The organism is Streptomyces sp. NPDC093018 (assembly GCF_040684035.1).
Taxonomy (GTDB): domain Bacteria; phylum Actinomycetota; class Actinomycetes; order Streptomycetales; family Streptomycetaceae; genus Streptomyces; species Streptomyces murinus.
In genome coordinates this window covers 75,020-95,007 of record NZ_JBFBFF010000005.1, presented here as the reverse complement: position 1 = coordinate 95,007, position 19,988 = coordinate 75,020, and the positions used below count along the sequence as shown (strand labels likewise).

20 protein-coding genes are annotated in these 19,988 nt (G+C 72.0%); 15 read left to right on the top strand and 5 right to left on the bottom strand.

What is annotated here, in order from left to right; translation table 11 throughout:
• The first annotated feature begins 3 nt into the window (after window positions 1–3).
• From AB0N90_RS13695 to AB0N90_RS13685, 3 genes are all read left to right on the top strand, one after another.
• Window positions 4–459 (top strand): helix-turn-helix domain-containing protein, encoded by a 456-nt coding sequence (locus AB0N90_RS13695; protein WP_128790994.1) that lies wholly within the window; start codon window positions 4–6, stop codon window positions 457–459.
• A gap of 338 nt (window positions 460–797) precedes the next feature.
• Window positions 798–1,904, top strand: a complete 1,107-nt coding sequence (locus tag AB0N90_RS13690) for a substrate-binding domain-containing protein (protein WP_361672495.1) — start codon at window positions 798–800, stop codon at window positions 1,902–1,904.
• Window positions 1,905–2,139: 235 nt separating this feature from the next.
• On the top strand, window positions 2,140–3,156 hold the full coding sequence (locus AB0N90_RS13685; RefSeq protein ID WP_361672498.1) for a LuxR C-terminal-related transcriptional regulator: 1,017 nt from the start codon (window positions 2,140–2,142) through the stop codon (window positions 3,154–3,156).
• Window positions 3,157–3,209: 53 nt separating this feature from the next.
• Here the strand turns inward: AB0N90_RS13685 and AB0N90_RS13680 are convergent, their stop codons facing one another.
• Window positions 3,210–4,214 carry a helix-turn-helix transcriptional regulator gene (locus AB0N90_RS13680; RefSeq protein ID WP_361672500.1) on the bottom strand — a complete coding sequence of 335 codons (1,005 nt, stop codon included), beginning with the start codon at window positions 4,212–4,214 and terminating at the stop codon, window positions 3,210–3,212.
• A gap of 87 nt (window positions 4,215–4,301) precedes the next feature.
• Between AB0N90_RS13680 and AB0N90_RS13675 the strand changes: the two genes are divergently transcribed.
• The gene (locus AB0N90_RS13675; protein ID WP_361672502.1) at window positions 4,302–4,580 is read left to right on the top strand and encodes a hypothetical protein; all 279 of its coding nucleotides are present in this window, start codon (window positions 4,302–4,304) and stop codon (window positions 4,578–4,580) included.
• Window position 4,581: 1 nt separating this feature from the next.
• Window positions 4,582–4,917 carry a hypothetical protein gene (locus AB0N90_RS13670; protein ID WP_085565785.1) on the top strand — a complete coding sequence of 112 codons (336 nt, stop codon included), beginning with the start codon at window positions 4,582–4,584 and terminating at the stop codon, window positions 4,915–4,917.
• A 181-nt stretch (window positions 4,918–5,098) separates the two neighbouring features.
• On the opposite strand, the gene AB0N90_RS13665 is transcribed toward AB0N90_RS13670, so the two are convergent.
• Complete coding sequence (locus AB0N90_RS13665) at window positions 5,099–5,512, bottom strand: TIGR03618 family F420-dependent PPOX class oxidoreductase (RefSeq protein ID WP_085565786.1); 414 nt, start codon at window positions 5,510–5,512, stop codon at window positions 5,099–5,101.
• 125 nt (window positions 5,513–5,637) lie between these two features.
• Between AB0N90_RS13665 and clpB the strand changes: the two genes are divergently transcribed.
• Complete coding sequence (gene clpB / locus AB0N90_RS13660; protein WP_365195964.1) at window positions 5,638–8,235, top strand: ATP-dependent chaperone ClpB; 2,598 nt, start codon at window positions 5,638–5,640, stop codon at window positions 8,233–8,235.
• Window positions 8,236–8,259: 24 nt separating this feature from the next.
• Here the strand turns inward: clpB and AB0N90_RS13655 are convergent, their stop codons facing one another.
• Complete coding sequence (locus tag AB0N90_RS13655) at window positions 8,260–8,730, bottom strand: hypothetical protein (RefSeq protein ID WP_365195961.1); 471 nt, start codon at window positions 8,728–8,730, stop codon at window positions 8,260–8,262.
• A gap of 139 nt (window positions 8,731–8,869) precedes the next feature.
• On the opposite strand from AB0N90_RS13655, the gene AB0N90_RS13650 reads away from it, so the two are divergent.
• Window positions 8,870–9,412, top strand: a complete 543-nt coding sequence (locus AB0N90_RS13650; protein ID WP_365195959.1) for a YbjN domain-containing protein — start codon at window positions 8,870–8,872, stop codon at window positions 9,410–9,412.
• Window positions 9,413–9,425: 13 nt separating this feature from the next.
• Here AB0N90_RS13650 and AB0N90_RS13645 read toward each other — a convergent pair whose 3' ends face one another.
• Window positions 9,426–10,610, bottom strand: coding sequence for a hypothetical protein (locus AB0N90_RS13645; protein WP_365195957.1), 1,185 nt, complete (start codon window positions 10,608–10,610; stop codon window positions 9,426–9,428).
• Between the two features lie 70 nt (window positions 10,611–10,680).
• A complete protein-coding gene (locus AB0N90_RS13640) occupies window positions 10,681–11,865 on the bottom strand; it encodes a pyridoxal phosphate-dependent aminotransferase (RefSeq protein ID WP_365195954.1) in 1,185 nt (394 codons plus the stop codon).
• Window positions 11,866–12,005: 140 nt separating this feature from the next.
• Here AB0N90_RS13640 and AB0N90_RS13635 point away from each other — a divergent pair, with 140 nt between their 5' ends.
• The 8 genes from AB0N90_RS13635 (at window position 12,006) to AB0N90_RS13600 (ending at window position 19,954) form a co-directional block, all read left to right on the top strand.
• Window positions 12,006–12,365 (top strand): hypothetical protein, encoded by a 360-nt coding sequence (locus AB0N90_RS13635; protein WP_365195953.1) that lies wholly within the window; start codon window positions 12,006–12,008, stop codon window positions 12,363–12,365.
• A 256-nt stretch (window positions 12,366–12,621) separates the two neighbouring features.
• Window positions 12,622–13,164, top strand: coding sequence for a DUF2617 family protein (locus tag AB0N90_RS13630; RefSeq protein WP_365195950.1), 543 nt, complete (start codon window positions 12,622–12,624; stop codon window positions 13,162–13,164).
• 100 nt (window positions 13,165–13,264) lie between these two features.
• On the top strand, window positions 13,265–14,902 hold the full coding sequence (locus AB0N90_RS13625; protein ID WP_365195948.1) for a polyamine aminopropyltransferase: 1,638 nt from the start codon (window positions 13,265–13,267) through the stop codon (window positions 14,900–14,902).
• Window positions 14,903–14,960: 58 nt separating this feature from the next.
• Window positions 14,961–15,767: an SRPBCC family protein gene (locus tag AB0N90_RS13620; RefSeq protein ID WP_365195945.1), complete on the top strand. Its 807-nt coding sequence runs from the start codon at window positions 14,961–14,963 to the stop codon at window positions 15,765–15,767.
• A 121-nt stretch (window positions 15,768–15,888) separates the two neighbouring features.
• The gene (locus tag AB0N90_RS13615; RefSeq protein ID WP_365195943.1) at window positions 15,889–16,677 is read left to right on the top strand and encodes an aldose 1-epimerase; all 789 of its coding nucleotides are present in this window, start codon (window positions 15,889–15,891) and stop codon (window positions 16,675–16,677) included.
• Between the two features lie 9 nt (window positions 16,678–16,686).
• Window positions 16,687–17,235 carry an orotate phosphoribosyltransferase gene (gene pyrE, locus AB0N90_RS13610; protein WP_037658405.1) on the top strand — a complete coding sequence of 183 codons (549 nt, stop codon included), beginning with the start codon at window positions 16,687–16,689 and terminating at the stop codon, window positions 17,233–17,235.
• A gap of 139 nt (window positions 17,236–17,374) precedes the next feature.
• Complete coding sequence (gene fbaA / locus AB0N90_RS13605; RefSeq protein ID WP_365195940.1) at window positions 17,375–18,397, top strand: class II fructose-bisphosphate aldolase; 1,023 nt, start codon at window positions 17,375–17,377, stop codon at window positions 18,395–18,397.
• A 96-nt stretch (window positions 18,398–18,493) separates the two neighbouring features.
• Window positions 18,494–19,954: an MFS transporter gene (locus AB0N90_RS13600; protein ID WP_365195938.1), complete on the top strand. Its 1,461-nt coding sequence runs from the start codon at window positions 18,494–18,496 to the stop codon at window positions 19,952–19,954.
• Window positions 19,955–19,988 lie beyond the last annotated feature (34 nt).

Sequence of the window (19,988 nt, the reverse complement as noted above, 5' to 3'; positions counted from 1 at the left end):
GTGATGGAAGGCCGCCGGCGCAATCCGTACGAACTGACCGAGGAGACCCCGGTCTACGTCATCTCGGTGGCGGCCCAGCTCTCCGGACTCCATCCGCAGACGCTGCGCCAGTACGACCGCCTGGGCCTGGTCTCCCCGGACCGCACCGCGGGCCGGGGCCGGCGCTACTCGGCCCGTGACATCGAACTGCTCCGCCAGGTACAGCAGTTGTCGCAGGACGAGGGCATCAACCTGGCCGGCATCAAGCGCATCATCGAACTGGAGAACCAGGTCGCCGCGCTCCAGTCCCGTGTCGCGGAGCTGGAGTCGGCCCTGGACGGCGCGGCGGCCACCATGCGCCAGCGCGAGGCCGCCGTGCACGCCTCCTACCGGCGGGACCTGGTCCCGTACCAGGAGGTCCAGCAGACCAGCGCGCTGGTCGTGTGGCGGCCCAAGCGGTCCCCGCAGCAGGGCGACTGAGTGCCCGGATCACCACGCACGGCCAAGGGCCCGCGGACGCATCCCGTCCGCGGGCCCTTCGGCGTCACCGGACCCGGCGGCTCCGGTGACGGACCCGACGGGCGCGGCGCGGTCACAACCCACTCTTTGCCACCTCGTGAACTCCCCTTGGATGGACGGTCCGTAAAGGGTGTTTGGAGAGGTTTCCCCATTGCTTTCACATGTTGGACGGCGCGTAGTGTTGCCCACTCGTTAAGCAAGGCTTCTTGACGCCGGCTGTCGGCTCCGCGTTGTCTTTTCAGACACCTGGGTCCTATAGCAGCACCCACGTCCGAAACACACGTGAAGTGAGCCCTCGTATGCGCCGTATCGCCCTGTCCGTGGCCGCCTGTGCGGCGACCCTCTCGCTGGCCGGCTGCGGCGTCCTGAACGCGACGGGGGACAGCACGAGCGCGAGCCCGGCCAAGGGCAACGACCTCACCGTGGGTCTGCTGCTGCCGGAGAAGACCAACACGCGCTACGACAAGTTCGACTACCCCATCATCAAGAGCAAGGTCTCCGACCTGACCGCCAAGCAGGGCAAGGTCGAGTACGAGAACGCGAACGCGGACGCGGCGAAGCAGTCCGGCCAGATGCAGAAGATGATCGACGACAAGGTCGATGTGATCCTGCTGGACGCCGTCGACTCGCACGCCATCGCGGGCGAGGTGAAGAAGGCCAAGGACGCGGGCATCCCGGTCATCGCCTACGACCGCCTGGCCGAGGGCCCGATCAGCGCGTACGTCTCCTTCGACAACGAGCTCGTCGGCGAGGTGCAGGGCCGCTCGCTGCTGGACGCGCTGGGCTCGAACGCGAGCACCGCCACGAAGATCGTGATGATGAACGGCTCGCCCACCGACCCGAACGCCAAGCAGTTCAAGGAGGGCGCGCTCTCCGAGCTGAACGGCAAGGTGACCATCGCGGCCAGCTACGACACCACGGACTGGAAGCCGGAGAACGCCCAGGCCAACATGGCGAAGGCGATCAGCCAGATCGGCGCGGGCAACATCGCGGGCGTCTACTCCGCCAACGACGGCATGGCGGGCGGTGTCATCAAGGCCCTGAAGGCCGCGGGCGTCACCAGCCTGCCGCCGGTCACCGGCCAGGACGCCGAGCTGGACGCCGTACAGCGGGTGGTGGCGGGCGAGCAGTACATGAGCGTCTACAAGTCCTACCCGGACGAGGCCGAGGCCGCCGCGCAGATGGCCGTCTCCAAGGTCCAGGGCAAGGACATCCAGTTCGACGCGCTCACCGAGGACAAGGTGGACAGCCCCACCACCAAGAACATCCCGTCCAAGCTGGTCCAGGTGAGCGCCCTGACGCGCAAGACCATCAAGGACACGGTCATCGCGGACGGCATCTACACCGTGGACGACATCTGCACCGCCAAGTTCAAGGCGCAGTGCACCGCGATCGGCCTGAAGTAGCGGGTCGCCGCACCGCGCCTTTCGGCGGGTGCGGTGCGGCGCGATCGACGACGCCCCTGTCATGCGGGCGTCGCCACCGTCATCTTGTGGCAATGCGAGGGGCGGGGCCTGGGGGATACCCGGACGCAGTGGTCGTTAACGACCGCCGTGCACTGGGGAGCCGTGTTGCGGACCCGGTCGGCGCCACGCATAGTTGCGCTGCGGAAGTGGCAGCACACCGGGGGTGGAATGCGCGATGGCCGGGCGGAGGGCGGAGCAGCATCCCCACGGTGCCGACCGGCTGTGCGAGGCCGGGGACCGCGTGTACGCACGGGCGGTGCGCCGGGGCCGGGTGCCGCGCGTCGAGGCCGAGGCGGTGCCCTGCCTGCTGGAACTGGCCCTGCTGCACCCGGACCCCGACGACATGGACTGGCTGGTCCCCACCTCCCCGCAGGAGGTCATGACCCGGCTGCTGCGCGGGGTCTACGACGAGGTCAGTGAGAGCCAGCGCCGGGTGGGCTCGGCGGTGGCCGCCTTCGAGCGGTACGCCGGGCTCGGCCAGTTGCAGGCGCTCGCGGCGCCGGGCGGGGGCAGCGCGGTACGGGTGCTGGACGGGCTGTCCCGGATCCAGGCCGCGATGGACGAGGCGACGCAGGCGTGCACCACCGAGGTGCTCACCGTGCAGCCGGGCGGCATCCGCCGGGAGGCCGAGCTGACCGAGGGCCTGCACCGGGCGCTGGCCCTGCGCGGGCGGGGCGTGCGCATGCGGGACCTGTACACGCATGTGGCCCGGCACGGGCAGGGGCTGCTCAACTACCTGGAGCTGATGGGCGACACGGTGGAGGCCCGCACCCTGGACGAGGTCATCGACCGGCTCATCCTCTTCGACCGCACCGTGGCCTTCATCCCGGCGAACGCCGACCGCACCATGGCCCTGGAGCTGCGCCACCCGGCGCTGGTGGAGTACCTGGTGACCGTCTTCGAGCGGCTGTGGCGGCTCGCCATCCCGCTCACCGCGCCGCTGCCGGACACCGGTATCGAGGGCATCTCGCACCGCGAGCAGTCCATCGCGGCGCTGCTCGCCGAGGGCCACCAGGACGCGGTGATCGCCGAGCGGCTCGGCATCAGCGTGCGCACCTGCCGGGCGCACATCGCCCGCCTCTCGGAGACCCTGGGCGCGGCGAGCCGTACCCAGCTGGGAGTGCGCATCGCGCAGGCCGGCCTGGACGGCAGCGGCAGGGGCCTGCCGGCCGCCCGGAACGCCTCGCGGTGACACTCCCTCAGGAGAGGCCCCCTACCGGCCCGCAGGGGGCCGGTAGGGGCGGCTCACTTGTCCAGGATGCCGGACTGGGCGATGAGATAGCCGAGCTGGGCGCGGCTGCCGCTGCCGAGCGCCTGGGCGAGCCGGGCGATATGGGCGCGGCAGGTGCGCACGTTCATCCCGAGCCGGCGCGCGATGGCCTCGTCCACATGACCCTCCACCAGGAGCTTGGCGATGGAGTGCTGGATCTCGGTGATGCCGTCGGGCGCGGTCTCGTACGGGGCGCCCGCGGTCAGCGGTACCGCGCGGTTCCACATGAACTCGAAGACCTTGATGAGGTAGCGGATGAGCCCGGGGTTGCGCAGTTCCAGGGCCACCTGCTGGTCGTCGCGGGTGGGGATGAAGGCGACCGACTCGTCGCAGATGATGAGCCGTTCGACCAGTTCGTCGATGGTGCGGTACTCCACCTTGCCGCTGGTGAGCTGGGCGACGTAGCCGAGATGGCCGAGGTTGTAGCGTGCCGTGTGCTGGTACAGCGTGCGGATGTGCACGCCCCGCTCCACCAGGGCGGTGTCCCGCTCCAGGCCCTGGGTGATGGTGTGTTCGGTGAAGCGGTTGCTCGGCTGGACGGTGAGCACGGCGGACTGGCACTGGGCGGTGGCCAGGTCGAGGGCGGCGTTGATGCGGTCGCTGCCCTCCAGGACCGTGATCGAGTCGGTCTCGGACCCGGTCTGGGCGCTCATCGCGAGGAACGGCTCGAATACATCGGAGAGTTGCACCGCCCAGCGCCGGCGATCGGCTATCTCCCGTTCCACGGGGGACAATCGCTGGGCCAGCGCCACCGCGGGTGGCACCGGGCGCAGCCAGTCGGGATCGTCCGGGTCCGGGTGGAGCAGGGCGAACTCCATCAGGCAGGGAGCCGATGCCACGTCAGCACGGGAGACACGTCCGGTACGCAGGGCCTTGGCGTAAAGTCGGCCCCCCTCCTCGCACAATTCGGTGACCGCATGGGGATGTACCGTGTTGTGCCGATTTGAAGTCAAATCTCCACCCCCCAGGGTCCTGAACATGCAGGAACATGATGCACTGATTGTGTGGTCATGATGTGCCTGAATGAGCCATCGTCTTATCCGACGGGGGAAGAAGGGGACCTTCAAGTGAGGACGAAGTCGACCATGGGCAAGAAGATGATTCGCTCGGTGCTGGTCGCCACCTTCTCCGCCGTTGTGGCCCTTGGAGTGCTGAGTGGCCCCTTCGGTGCGAAGAGCGACGCTCGCGCGGACACCAGGTGGCCCGCGGTGGCCACGTTCGACGCGAAGACCGATGTGCGCGCCGACACCCGGTGGCCCTCGGACACCCGGTGGCCCTCGGCGCCCGCACCCGCGACTGCGGTGACCACGACGACGGTGGACACGGCAGACGGTTCAGGGAGCTGATGTGACCACGCCACCCGACGACCGCTCCTTCCGCCGTGAGATGGCCACCGCCTACCGCTCCGGCTGGCACTTCATCGATCTGGTGACCGCGATTCCCCACCCGGGGGACTCGCTGATGGTGACCGTCTTCGGTGAGCCGGTCGTCGTCACGCGCGACGACGAGGAGGACGTCCGGGCCTACCGGTGCCTGCGCAAGCCGCGTGGGGCGCCTCAGCCGGTGCGGTGTGCCATACGGTACGGAATGATCTTTGTGAACCTGGACCAGCGGGATCACCGGCTCACCGAGCCGGTGGAGTCCGACCTGAGAACAATCTCGGCCACCCCCCGCAGTGCCTGACGCGATTCCCCCGTCGTAAAAGATCGCTCAGGCGCTTCCCCCCGCAGCGGCGTCACCGTGACCTGAACACGGTGACGCCGCTGTTGTTCGTGGCGACATTTCGGGGTATGCCCCGACTCCCGCGGTGGCCGAAACGAATCGAACATGGCCGCCGTGGCATCACTCGACCTCCACATTCCGTTCACCCCCGCCCCAGCGCCCTCTCCAGCGAGATCTCGATCACCACGCGGGCCGGGTTCGGCGCGGGCTCGCGGGTGTAGCGCTCGGCGTAGCGGCGCTCCGCCTCCCTGATCCGGTCCGGGTCCGTGGACAGGCGCGCCCGCCCCTCCAGGGTGGCCCAGCGGCGCCCGTCGACCTGGCAGACGGCGGCGAGGGCGCCCTCGGGCCCGGCGGCGCGGACATGGGCCGCCTTCGCGCTGGCCCCGTTGCAGATCACCCGGGCGAGGCGCGCCTCGGGGTCGTACGTCACCCCGACCGGCACTACATGCGGACTGCCGTCCGGGCGGATGGTCGTCAGGGTGCACAGATGCCGCTCGCGCCAGAAGCCGAGATACGCCTCGTCCGGGGAACCCGGATCCACGGAATGGTTCGCCATGCCCGGAAACCTAGCCGCAGACCGGTGCGCGAGCAGCCTTGAGTGGAATAGACTCAACTTTATGTACGCTGGTTAAGTCAGCAGAGGGATGCAGGCTGAGGTACGCCTAGGAGGAGAACGCACACGTGGACGCCGAGCTGACCAACAAGAGCCGGGACGCGATCAACACGGCCAGCAACCGGGCCGTGACCGAGGGGCACCCGGACCTGACCCCCGCGCATCTGCTGCTGGCGCTGCTCGCGGGGCAGGAGAACGAGAACATCACCGACCTGCTCGCCGCCGTCGACGCCGACCGGGCCGCCGTCCGCGCGGGCGCGGAGAAGCTCCTCGCCACGCTGCCCAGCGTGGCCGGCTCCACCGTCGCGCCCCCGCAGCCGAGCCGCGACCTGCTGGCCGTGATCGCGGACGCGGGCGAGCGGGCCAAGGACCTCGGCGACGAGTACCTGTCGACCGAACACCTGCTGATCGGCATCGCCGCCAAGGGCGGAGCCGCCGGTGAGCTGCTGCGGCGCGAGGGCGCCGAGGCGAAGAAGTTGCTGGAGGCCTTCAAGAAGGCCAGGGGAGGACGCCGCGTGACCACCGCCGACCCGGAGGGCCAGTACAAGGCCCTGGAGAAGTTCGGCACCGACTTCACCGCCGCCGCCCGCGAGGGCCGGCTCGACCCGGTCATCGGGCGGGACCAGGAGATCCGGCGGGTCGTGCAGGTGCTGAGCCGTCGTACGAAGAACAACCCGGTCCTGATCGGCGAGCCGGGCGTCGGCAAGACCGCCGTCGTGGAGGGGCTCGCGCAGCGGATCGTCAAGGGCGATGTGCCCGAGTCGCTGAAGGACAAGCGCCTGGTCTCGCTGGACCTCGGCGCGATGGTGGCCGGCGCCAAGTACCGCGGCGAGTTCGAGGAGCGCCTCAAGGCCGTCCTCGCCGAGATCAAGGACTCCGACGGGCAGATCATCACCTTCATCGACGAGCTGCACACGGTCGTCGGCGCGGGCGCGGGCGGCGACTCCGCCATGGACGCGGGCAACATGCTCAAGCCCATGCTCGCCCGCGGTGAGCTGCGCATGGTCGGCGCCACCACGCTGGACGAGTACCGGGAGCGGATCGAGAAGGACCCCGCCCTGGAGCGCCGCTTCCAGCAGGTGCTGGTCGCCGAGCCGACCGTCGAGGACACCATCGCGATCCTGCGCGGTCTCAAGGGCCGCTACGAGGCGCACCACAAGGTGCAGATCGCGGACAGCGCCCTGGTCGCCGCCGCCACCCTCTCCGACCGCTACATCACCTCCCGCTTCCTGCCGGACAAGGCCATCGACCTGGTGGACGAGGCGGCCTCCCGGCTGCGCATGGAGATCGACTCCTCGCCGGTGGAGATCGACGAACTCCAGCGCTCCGTCGACCGGTTGAAGATGGAGGAGCTGGCGATCGGCAAGGAGACCGACCCCGCCTCGCTGGCCCGGCTGGAGAAGCTGCGCCGCGATCTCGCCGACCGGGAGGAGGAGTTGCGGGGCCTGACCGCCCGCTGGGAGAAGGAGAAGCAGTCCCTCAACCGGGTCGGTGAGCTCAAGGAGCGGCTGGACGACCTGCGCGGCCAGGCCGAACGCGCCCAGCGCGACGGCGACTTCGACAAGGCCGCCAAGCTGCTCTACGGCGAGATCCCGCAGCTGGAGAAGGAGCTGGAGGCCGCCTCCGAGGCCGAGGAGGAGGCCGCGCAGGACACCATGGTCAAGGAGGAGGTCGGCGCCGACGACATCGCCGACGTCGTCGGGGCCTGGACCGGCATCCCGGCCGGCCGGCTGCTGGAGGGGGAGACCCAGAAGCTGCTGCGCATGGAGGACGAGCTGGGCAGGCGGCTCATCGGCCAGGGCGAGGCCGTGCGCGCGGTCAGCGACGCGGTACGGCGCTCCCGGGCCGGCATCGCCGACCCCGACCGGCCCACCGGATCGTTCCTCTTCCTCGGCCCGACCGGCGTCGGCAAGACCGAACTCGCCAAGGCGCTCGCGGACTTCCTCTTCGACGACGAGCGGGCCATGGTCCGCATCGACATGTCGGAGTACGGCGAGAAGCACAGCGTGGCCCGGCTGGTCGGCGCGCCCCCCGGGTACGTCGGCTACGAGGAGGGCGGCCAGCTGACCGAGGCGGTGCGCAGGCGCCCGTACACCGTGGTCCTCCTGGACGAGGTGGAGAAGGCCCACCCGGAGGTCTTCGACATCCTGCTCCAGGTGCTGGACGACGGCCGCCTGACCGACGGCCAGGGCCGCACCGTCGACTTCCGCAACACCATCCTGGTGCTCACCTCCAACCTGGGCAGCCAGTTCCTGATCGACCCGCTGCGGACCGAGGAGGAGAAGAAGGAGCAGGTGCTGGAGGTCGTACGGGCGTCCTTCAAGCCGGAATTCCTCAACCGCCTGGACGACCTGGTGGTGTTCTCCGCGCTGACCAAGCCCGAGCTGGAGCGGATCGCGGGGCTGCAGATCGAGCGGCTGGGCCGGCGGCTCGCCGAGCGCCGGCTCACCCTGGACGTCACGCCCGAGGCGCTGGCCTGGCTCGCGGAGGAGGGGATGGACCCGGCGTACGGCGCCCGGCCGCTGCGCCGCCTGGTGCAGACCGCCATCGGCGACCGGCTCGCCCGGGAGATCCTGTCCGGCGAGATCAAGGACGGCGACACGGTCCGCGTGGACCGCTTCGGCGAGGGCCTGCTGGTCGGCCCGCCGACGGGGAAGACGCTCTGACGCTCACAGGTGACCGCCTGACGCTCACACGGTGAACGCGCTGAACCGTACGAGGGCCCGGTCCGGGCCCTCGTACGTCACGTTCACCGTCACCGCGTCGGCGCCCGCGCCCGCCGGTGGCCCCGCCGCCTCGGAGTCCAGGTTCAGACAGAGGTCGGCGCCGTCGTCGCACAGCTCGGTGCCGGGCGCGGGCCCGGACGGATAGGTCTTCGCCAGCCACGCGCCCACGTCCTGGCGGGGCATCCGGAACTCGGCCGCGTACGACGTGTCCAGCCAGCTCTGCACGGTGCACCGGGTGTCGTACGCGCCCTGCGGCAGCTTCCCGCCGCCGAACTCCAGCGCCTCGGCGCACGGCACCTGCTCCGGGCCGCCGCCCAGCGGATAGTCCGAGGTCGCCAGCCGCACCACCGCGAGGACCACCCAGGCCAGCAGCAGCGCCGGGAGCGTCAGCACCACCCCCAGCAGCACCCGTCTGCCGCGTCCCCGCCCCGCCATATCGGCCCCTGTGTGTTCACCGGGCCGCCGCCCGGGCACTGGATCATGTCAGCCAAAGGCTGACAGGCCCCGTCAGGGCTTGCCACCCCCCTCCCCGCATGGGGGAGGATGGCGGGATCCGTACGAAGGGAAAAACACGGTGAGCATCGACCCGTCCTCGATTCCGAACTTCGGGGGCCAGCCCGAGCCGCAGCCCCAGGGACCGGGCGGCCCCGTCCTCCCGGACCAGGACCTCGTCAAACAGCTTCTGGAGCAGATGGAGCTGAAGTACGTCCTCGACGAGGAGGGCGACCTCGCGGCGCCCTGGGAGCAGTTCCGCACCTACTTCATGTTCCGCGGGGAGGACGAGCACGCGGTCTTCTCGGTGCGGACCTTCTACGACCGCCCGCACCAGATCGAGGACAAGGCCCAGCTCCTCGAGTCGGTCGACGACTGGAACCGCCGCACCCTGTGGCCCAAGGTCTACACCCACACGCACGACGACGGCACGGTCCGCCTCATCGGCGAGGCCCAGATGCTGATCGGCACCGGCGTCGACCTCAACCACTTCGTCTCCTCCACGGTCAGCTGGGTGCGTGCCGCGATCGAGTTCGACAAGTGGCTGGTCGAGCAGCTGGGCCTGGAGGAGGACGTCGACGGCACGGACAAGCCCGAGGACGGCGAGGCCGACTCCGGCGAGTGACCTGCCGTACCGGCTACAGCGGCGCGTTGCCCAGCACCAGCAGGTACGCGCCGTAGAGGTACGACAGCCCGGCCAGGGACGCGACCAGTACGGCCGCGTGCCAGGGCCGGGCTCTCGCCGCGCGGACCAGTGCGCGGGCCGGCGGCAGCAGCAGCGGGAAGGCCGGCAGCAGGAAGCGCGGCTTGGACTCGAAGATGCCCGAACCGCCGAGCACCACCAGCAGCAGCACCCCGCTGTAGACCAGCAGCGGCAGCGGCGGCCGGTCCAGGGCCAGCAGCACGAACAGCACCACGCCCGCGGCCACCAGCAGCAGCGCCATGGGGAACACCACCCGGCCGCCGTGCAGCAGCAGGGTGCGCACGAAGCGCAGCGAGCCGCGCCCGAGGTCGAAGCGCGAGCCCCAGCGGGCCTGCACGTCGAAATAGCCGCCCAGCAGATCGCCCCGGCGCAGGCCCACCCACAGCAGGAACGCGGTCCAGCCCAGCGGGGCGAGCGCCGCGCCCGTCCACAGCCTGTGGGAAACCCGGCCGCGCCGCCGCCACACCTCGCGGCCGGCCGCGGCGAGCACGGCGGCGGCCACCGCGAAGCCGTTCGGGCGGGCCAGTCCCGCGAGCGCCGCCAGGGAGCCCGCCCACAGCCAGCGCCCGGTCAGCACCGCGTACAGCGACCAGGCCGCGCACGCGGTGAGCACCGGCTCGGTGTACGCCATCGACAGCACCACCGAGTGCGGCAGCAGCCCCCACAGCAGCACCAGCGCGATCCCCACCGGCCGCCCGTACAGCAGCGTCCCGACCGCGTACAGGCCCGCCGCGGCCACCAGCGCCGCCGACCAGGACACCAGCAGCCCGGCCGCGCCCCCGCCGAGCGTGCTCACCTCGCTCACCGCCCGCACCAGCGCCGGATACAGCGGGAAGAACGCCAGATCGCTGTAGCCGTGCCGGCCCAGGGCGTGGCCGTACCCGTGCGCCGCGATGCCCAGGTACCAGACCGAGTCCCAGGAGCGGCCCAGCAGGGCCAGCACCGGCCGGCCCGCGGCCTCGGCGAGCAGGGCGAGGACGGCGGCACCGGCGAGCCGCGCGCCGAGGAACAGTCCTACGGCGACGCCGCTCGCCCTGAGCAGGGAGACGCGGGCGCGTTCCCCGGGCGCGGGTTCGGGTGCGGTGACGGGCGGGGCGAGGACGGTGCTGACGTGGGTCACACCTCCGCACCTTGCAAGGGCCCGGCCCCGGATGCGAGCAGGGCGCGGCCAACCGGCGGCGAACCGTCCCTCACATGGCCCGCAGCCGCTCCGCCGCCTCGCGCAGCACGTCCTCGCGCTTGCAGAACGCGAACCGCACGAAGGGGGCGCCCGCCTCGCGGTCGTCGTAGAAGACCGCGTTGGGGATGGCCACGACACCGGCGCGTTCGGGCAGGGCGCGGCAGAAGGCGAAGCCGTCCTTCTCGCCGAGGGGGCGGATGTCGGTGGTGACGAAGTAGGTGCCCGCGGGCTTGAACACCTCGAAGCCCGCGGCCGTGAGCCCCGCCGACAGGATGTCCCGGCGCTCCCGCATCGAGCGCCGGAAGTCGTCGTAGTAGGACTCGGGCAGGGCGAGGGCCTCGGCCACCGCGTACTGGAAGGGGCCCGAGGAGACGTAGGTGAGGAACTGCTTGGCCGCGCGCACCGCGCTGACCAGGGCGGGCGCGGCCGTCACCCAGCCGACCTTCCAGCCGGTGAACGAGAACGTCTTGCCGGCCGAGCCGATGGTCACCGTGCGCTCGCGCATGCCGGGGAAGGAAGCGAGGGGGAGGTGCTCGGCGTCGTCGAACACCAGGTGCTCGTACACCTCGTCCGTCACCACCAGCAGGTCCCGCTCCACCGCGAGCTCGGCGATCGCGGCCAGCTCGGCGCGGGTGAGGACGGTACCGGTGGGGTTGTGCGGGGTGTTGATCAGCAGCAGCCGGGTCCGGTCGGTGACGGCGGCGCGCAGCTCGTCCAGGTCGAGCCGGAAGCGGCCCTCGTGCGGGCGCAGGGTCACCGGCACCCGGCGGCCGCCCGCAAGGGCGATGCTCGCCGCGTAGGAGTCGTAGTACGGCTCCAGGGCCACCACCTCGTCGCCCGGCTCCAGCAGCGCGAGCAGCGCGGCCGCGATGGCCTCGGTGGCGCCCGCCGTCACCAGCACCTCGGTGTCGGGGTCGTACGGCAGCCCGTACCGGCGCCGCTGGTGCGCGGCGATCGCGGTGCGCAGCTCGGGGACGCCGGGGCCCGGCGGGTACTGGTTGCCGCGCCCGTCGCGCAGCGCCCGTACGGCGGCCTCCCTGACCTCCTCGGGGCCGTCGGTGTCGGGGAAGCCCTGGCCCAGGTTGATCGACCCGGTGGCGACGGCGAGGGCGGACATCTCCGCGAAGATCGTCGTGCCGAACTCGGCGAGCCTGCGGTTGAGGAGGGGGCGCGCGGTGGAGGTCATGGCGGCCATCCTGCGCCCAAGCTCTGGAGTTCCTCAACTCCGCTTTGACCCGTGCCCCGGGCGGGCATCTCCGGGGCACCGCGCACTGCGCGGGAAGGAACGAGGCGCCCACGGGGGGCGGCTTCGGGGGACCGGAAGAGGGTGGCGCCATGGATCCGTTCGTCATCGGGCTGGTGGGAGTGTTCGTCCTGTTCGTCGTCGTCGCGCGGGTGTCCGGCAGACGCGGCAAGGGCGGGGCGGGGCGGCGGGGCGGGCGCGCGGCGGGCTCGTCGGCGATGCTCGGCGGGGGCGGCGGCGACTCGGGCAACAGCTGGTGGGCCGGGGACAGCGGGTCGTCGTCGGGCGGACACCACGGGAGCCACGGCGGCCACCACGGCGGCCATTCCTCCTGCGGCGGCGGGGGTCACTCGGGGCACTCCTGCGGCGGCGGCCATTCCTCGTGCGGCGGGGGTTCCTCGTGCGGCGGCGGGTCGTCCTGCGGGGGAGGCGGTGGCTGCGGGAGCAGCTGAGAAGGGTGGTGCGTGGCTTTGTGGTCGCGCCCGGCGTGCGCCGTGGTGGAACAGTTGAACTGTGAGCCCCCCGACGGATGGAATGCCCCCGAAGTTGGGTAAAAACGCTGTGGCGGCCCCTCTGTTCATGATTCCCTCTAAAACGCCAATGCAGCCAACGCAGCCCCCAGGACGTCTCGCAGACGCCTCGTACCGGCCGGGCCGGCCGGGCTGACACGGCCATCTCCCCTCATTTGCGTGTTAGCGGAGCCGATCCATGCTCACGACCCTGAACACCAGTTACAGCGATACGCGCGCTGCCGACCTCGCCTGGGCCCTGGGGCGCGAACCGCTTCCCGCCCTGGCCACCCTCGACCTCGAACTGACCGGCGCCAAGCTCCAGTTGAGACTGCTCGGCGCCTCCCACCAGGTCCTCCTTGAGGAGGAGCGCGGCCTGTGCTCCGAGACCGTGGCCTGCATCCCCGGCTCCAGCACCCCGCTGCCGCTCGGCGTCGCCAAGCGCGTCGGCGACTGGGAGTACGAGTTCGCGGCGCGCGTCGAGATGCTCACCCCGGGCTCCTTCGCGGGCCGCGCCCAGGAGTTGCTCGCCCTCGTCTCCGAGCACCCGCACGGACTCGCGGGCGTCTTCCCGGGCAGCCCGCACGCGTTCACCGCGATGCTGGCCCAGCGGCACCAGGACCATGTGCACTGGCGCACCTGGCACGCCTACCCGCAGGACGGCCAACTCGTCGCCACCCGTACCCGGGTGGGGGCGCGGGCGCGCGGCGGGCGGACCGGCCAGGAAGCCGACGCCGCGTAGTCCGGGACGTCCGCCGCATAAACCCGGATGGGGTCAACTGCCCCCAGATCCACACCTGTGGGTGACGAAGCGTGCCCGGCATGTGACGTAACGTCGCAGCGTGATCGAACCGCAGGCCCCCGCGCCCCCGGGCGCCCCGCCCTCCCGGACCGGCCCCGCCGGACTGTCCGTCCGGCCCGGCACCGCGCGGTTCCTGGTCCTTGTGTGCGTCTTCGTCTGCGCGGCCTGCGGACTCGTGTACGAGCTCGAACTCGTCGCGTTCGCCTCGTACTTGATCGGCGACTCGGTCACCCAGGCGTCCGTCGTGCTGTCCGTGATGGTGTTCGCGATGGGCATCGGCTCGCTCGGCGCCAAGCGGCTGCGCCGGCACACCGCCGTCGGCTTCGGCGCGGTCGAGACGCTGCTCGCCCTGGTCGGCGGGTGCAGCGCGATGGCCCTGTACGCGGTGTTCGCCTGGACCGGCGGCTGGGGCGGGCCCTGGGCCGAGGGCCCGCGCTGCCTGCTGGTCGCCTTCTCGCTCGCCATCGGCCTGCTCATCGGCGCCGAGGTCCCGCTGCTGATGGAGCTGATCCAGCGCATCCGCCGCCAGGACGCGCCCGCCGCCGTGGCCGACCTGTTCGCCGCGGACTACGTCGGCGCCCTCGTCGGCGGCCTCGCCTTTCCCTTCGTACTCCTGCCGTTCTGCGGCCAGTTGACCGGCGTGCTGCTCACCGGCACGGTCAACCTCGTCGCGGGCGGCGCCCTCGTCCTCGGCCTCTTCCGGCACGATCTGACCCGCCGCGCCCGCTGGACCCTGCTCCTCGCCGGCCTCACCGTCCTCGGCGTCCTCGCCTCGGCCGCCGCCCTCTCCGCCGATTTCGAACGCGCCGCGCGCCGCGCGGTGTACGGCACGGACGTCCGGGTCGCCGTGCAGACCGGGGTGCAGGAGGTCGTCCTCGCGGGCGGCACCGACGGCCGCCCCCTCGACCTCTACCTCGACGGCCGGCTGCGCATCGGCGGCCAGGACGCCCGCCGTTACCACGAGGCCCTGGTCCACCCCGCCCTCGCCGGACCGCACGCCCGCGTCCTGATCCTCGGCGGCGGCGACGGCCTGGCCGCGCGCGAGGTGCTGCGCCATCTTGGAGTGCGCCGCGTCGACATCGTCGAACTCGACGCGGAACTCGCCCGGTTGGCCCGCACCGACCCCGGCCTCGCCGCCGCCAACGGCCGTGTCTACGCCGACCCCCGCGTCCACCTCACCACCGCCGACGCCCTCGGCTGGCTGCGCACCGCGCCCGGCGCCTCGTACGACGTGGTGATCGCCGACCTCCCCGACCCCGGCATCACCGCCAGCACCAAGCTGTACTCCGAGGAGTTCTACGGCCTCACCCGCCGGGTGCTCGCCCCCGGCGGCCGCCTCGTCGTGCACGCCGGGTCCGTCACCAACCGCCCCCGCGTCTTCTGGACGGTCGCCGCGACCCTGCGCGCGGCCGGACTCGCCGCCACCCCCTACCGCGTCCTCGGCCACGACCCCGGCTTCCCGGCCGGCCCCGACCGCTCCGCGGGCGCGCCCGAGGCCCCGCACGACTGGGGCTTCCTGCTCGCCGCCCCCGGCCGCGCCGCCCCGCGGCCGCGCCTGGATCCGGCGGTCCCCGCCGCCACCCTCACCCCGGCCGCCCTCGCGGCGGACCGGCGGGCGGCCGAGCGGGCCCGGATCGGGGGGCTGCCCGCCTCCACCCTGATCCATCCGCGGTACTGAGCAGGTGCCTCCTTCGGCGAGGGTACGATCCGCCCGCTCCTGGGTAGGCTCAGCCGACATGGAGCACCAGGTCTTCGTCCCGGTCCCGGCCGACCGTCTCGCCACGGCACTCGCCGACCCCGCGCGCGTCGCCCGGGCCGTCCCCGGGCTCCAGCAGGACGCCGGCGCCCCGCCCGTCGCCGGACGCCTCAAACTGCGCGTCGGCGGACACTCCGTCACCTATCGCGGCACCGCGCGGGTGCTCGCCCGGGAGGACGGCACGTACACCGTCGAGGGCGACGCCACCGAGGCCCGCGGCAGCGGCGCGGTCAAACTCGCCCTCACCCTGCGCCTCGCGGACGCCGAGGGCGGTACGACGGTCACGGCAGAGGGCGGCGCGGACGCCTCGGGACGGATCACGGAGCTTCCCGCGGACACGGTCGCCGCGGCGGCGGCCCGGCTGCTGACCCGGTTCCTGGAGGCGCTGGGGGAGCGGGCGGAGGAGCCCGGGAAGGAGGCGGCGGCGCCGGAGGCCGGGCGCACGTCCGTTTTCGACACCGAGATTCCGCCATCCTCGCTCGACCCCGGGGCGGACGGCGAGGACGGCGAGGAGGGCGCGCGGGAGCCGGCCGAGGGCGTGGAGAGCCCCGCGGACGACTTCACCGACACCGGCGTACCGCCCGCCGAGGCGGCCCACGCCCGCCGCACGATGATCGGCCGCAGCGCGGAGGAGGTCGACCACGCCCCGCCGCGCGGCCGCTATGCCCCGGTACCCGCCCCGGGGACCGTTTCGGCGAACCAGGCACTCAAGTGGGCGGCCCCGGCGGCGGCGTTGGCGGTGGCGTCGGCGATCGTGGTGGGACGGGCACTGCGCAGACGCCGTTGACCGGACGCCCCGGGAAGGGGACCGGAGCGGTGTCCGATGTGCGCCGCGCCGCGTGGGCGCGATCAGCCACCGGCGACCCGAAGCCGTACATCCGGCAGCACCACCCCAGTACTGTCGTCCCGTGAGTAACGAAGACATCACGCTGACCGCGGGCGACGCGGAGGTGATCGTGCGGCCCGGGAACGGCGGCCGCATCGGTGGACTGAGGATCGGCGGCACGCAACTGCTGCGGCAGGGCGACCGCTTCGGCTGCTTCCCGATGGTCCCCTGGGCCGGCCGCATCCGCGACGGCCGGTTCCTGGACGGCGGCATCGTCCGCCAGCTGCCCCTGAACTCCCCGCCGCACGCCATCCACGGCACGGCCCGCGACGGCGCCTGGCGCACCGCGCGCGTCACCGGACACGAGGCGGTGATCACGCACGAGCTGACCGACCCCTGGCCGCACTCCGGCCGCGTCACCCAGATCGTCGCGCTCGCCGAGGACAGCCTGACGCTGACGATGGCCGTGGAGACGTACGACGACTCGTTCCCGGCGCAGATCGGCTGGCACCCCTGGTTCCACCGCACCCTCGACGGCGTGGACGTGGCCCTGGACTTCACGCCCGGCTGGCAGGAGGAGCGCGGCGCCGACCATCTGCCCACCGGCAACCGGATCGACCCGAAGCCGGGCCCCTGGGACGACTGCTTCGGGATGCCCGAGGGCGTCGACGTCACGCTCACCTGGCCGGGTCTGCTGGAGCTGAAGGTGGCGAGCCGCGAGGAGTGGGTGGTGGTCTACGACGAGCAGGACGACGCCGTCTGCGTGGAGCCCCAGACCGGCCCGCCCAACGGGCTGAACACCTGCCCGCGCCTGGTCACACCCCTGGAGCCGCTGGAGGCGACCACCACCTGGAGCTGGCGGCGCCTTTAAGCTGGCCGCATGAGCGACGTACGCGCTGAGCTGCTTCAGCAGATCAAGGACAAGGCCGTGGTGCACGGCAAGGTGACCCTCTCCTCGGGTCTGGAGGCCGACTACTACGTCGATCTGCGCCGCGTGACCCTGGACGGCGAGGCCGCCCCGCTGGTCGGCCAGGTGCTGCTGGACCTCACCGAGGACCTGGAGTTCGACGCGGTGGGCGGGCTCACCATGGGCGCCGACCCGGTCGCGGCCGCCATGCTGCACGCGGCCGCCGCGCGCGGGCGCCGGCTGGACGCCTTCGTGGTCCGCAAGGCCGCCAAGGCGCACGGGATGCAGCGCAGGGTCGAGGGCCCGGAGATCAGGGGCCGCCGGGTCGTGGTGGTCGAGGACACCTCCACCACCGGCGGTTCCCCGCTGACCGCCGTGGAAGCGGTGCGCGAGGCCGGTGCCGAGGTCGTCGCCGTCGCGACCATCGTGGACCGGGCGACCGGCGCCGCCGAGAAGATCGAGGCCGGCGCGGGGGTGCCGTACCGTTTCGCCTTCTCGAAGGATGAACTGGGTCTGGACTGACACGCCCCTTTGACCTGGACTTGGGGGGCGACGTGCGTCACTCCCCGTCTGGAAGGATGGGGGGCCGACGACGACGTCACCCACCAGGTCTAGGTCAGGGCCGTACGCAGAACCCACCCGCAACACAAGGAGCGGACAGATGCCCATCGCAACCCCCGAGGTCTACGCCGAGATGCTCGACCGGGCGAAGGCAGGCAAGTTCGCCTACCCGGCCATCAACGTCACCTCCAGCCAGACCCTGCACGCCGCGCTGCGCGGCTTCGCGGAGGCGGAGAGCGACGGCATCGTCCAGATCTCGACCGGTGGCGCCGAGTTCCTCGGCGGCCAGTACAGCAAGGACATGGTGACCGGCGCGGTCGCGCTCGCCGAGTTCGCGCACATCGTCGCGGAGAAGTACCCGGTCAACATCGCGCTGCACACCGACCACTGCCCGAAGGACAAGCTCGACGGGTACGTCCGTCCGCTGATCGCCCTGTCCAAGAAGCGCGTCGACGCCGGTCTCACCCCGCTGTTCCAGTCGCACATGTGGGACGGCTCCGCCGAGACCCTCGCCGACAACCTGGAGATCGCGCAGGAGCTGCTGGAGCAGGCCCGCGCCGCCCGGATCATCCTGGAGGTGGAGATCACCCCGACCGGCGGCGAGGAGGACGGCGTCTCGCACGAGATCAACGACTCCCTGTACACCACGGTCGACGACGCGATCCGCACCGCGGAGGCGCTCGGCCTCGGCGAGAAGGGCCGCTATCTGCTGGCCGCGTCCTTCGGCAATGTGCACGGCGTGTACAAGCCGGGCAACGTCGTGCTCCGCCCCGAGCTGCTGAAGGAGCTCAACGAGGGTGTGGCCGCGCGGTTCGGCAAGGAGTCCCCGTTCGACTTCGTCTTCCACGGCGGCTCCGGCTCCAGCGAGGAGGAGATCCGCACCGCCCTTGAGAACGGCGTGGTGAAGATGAACCTGGACACCGACACCCAGTACGCCTTCACCCGTCCCGTCGCCGGGCACATGTTCGCGAACTACGACGGAGTCCTGAAGGTCGACGGCGAGGTCGGCGACAAGAAGTCCTACGACCCGCGCACCTGGGGCAAGCTGGCCGAGGCGGGCATGGCCGCGCGCGTCGTGGAGGCCACGCGGAACCTGCGCTCCGCGGGCAACAAGATCAAGTAGGCGCTCGGACGCCGTTCACGGCGTCCCAGGCGTCCACGGCGGACTTGGCGGCTTTTCGAGCCGCCGGGTCCGCCGTATCGCTGTATATGTGGGGGCATGCCCGAAGTCCGGATCGGCTCGTCCCGGGGTACATGGATCCTGCTCACCACGGTGCTCGGCTCCAGCATGGCCATGCTGGACTCGACCGTCGTCAATGTGGCGCTGCCCCGCATCGGCCGCGATCTGAACGCGAGCCTCGGCGCCCTGCAGTGGACCGTGAACGCGTACATGGTCACGCTGGCCGGGCTGATCCTCCTCGGCGGCTCCCTCGGCGACCGCTACGGCCGCCGGCGGATCTTCGTGCTCGGGGTGGTCTGGTTCGCCACCGCCTCCCTGCTGTGCGGCATCGCGCCGAACTCCGTGCTGCTGATCGCGGCGCGCGCCCTCCAGGGCGTCGGCGGGGCGCTGCTCACCCCCGGCTCGCTCGCGCTGATCCAGGCGTCCTTCCATCCCGACGACCGCAGCCGGGCCGTCGGCCTGTGGTCCGGGTTCGGCGGGATCGGGGCCGCGGTCGGCCCCTTCCTGGGCGGCTGGCTGGTCTCCGGGCCCGGCTGGCGCTGGGTGTTCCTGCTCAATGTGCCGCTCGCCCTGCTGTGCGTGCCGGTGGCCCTGCGCCATGTCCCGGAGTCGGCCGACGAGAACGCGCACGGCCGTTTCGACGTCCTCGGCGCGGTCCTTGGCGCGCTGTCGCTGGCGCTGCTGACGTACGCGCTCATCGAGGCGCAGGGAGGTACGGCGGCGGTGGCGGTGAGCGCGGTGCTGGGCCTCGCCGCGGCGGCCGCGTTCGTGTACGTGGAGCGGCACCGGCCCGACCCCATGCTGCCGCCGGACGTCTTCGCCTCACGGCAGTTCACCGCGGTCAACCTGGTCACGCTGTGTGTGTACGCGGCCTTCGGCGGCTTCTTCTTCCTCACCGCGCTCCAGTTGCAGGTGGCGGTCGGCTGGTCGCCGCTGGTCGCGGGGACGGCACTGCTGCCGACCACCATCTTGATGCTGCTGTTCTCCTCCGCCTCGGGCGCGCTGTCCGACCGCACGGGCCCACGGCTGCCGCTCACCGTCGGGCCGCTGCTGTGCGCGGTCGCGATGCTGCTGATGCTGCGCGTCGGGCCGGGGGCGGGCTATCTGACCGATGTGCTCCCCGCGCTGCTGGTCATGGGCGCCGGCATGGTCACCCTCGTCGCCCCCCTCACCGCCACCGTCCTCGCCTCCGTCGACACCGCCCGCGCGGGCGTCGCCAGCGGCATCAACAACGCGGCGGCCCGGGCGGCGGGCCTGGTGGCGGTGGCGGCGCTGCCGCTGCTGGCCGGGATGGGGGCGGACGCGTACCGCTCCGCGTCGGCCTTCGACGCCTCCTTCAACCGGGCGATGCCGATCTGCGCGGGCGTCCTGGTACTGGGTTCGGTCCTCGCGTTCTTCCTGGTCACCGGGCGTCCGACAGCGGGATGCCGGCATCCGGAGCGGCATACGCACTGCTCGCTGACGGCGCCGCCGCTGGAGGGGGAGCGGGCCGGCTCGTAGCCGTCCCCCAGGGGTTCTCCGGACACGGACACCG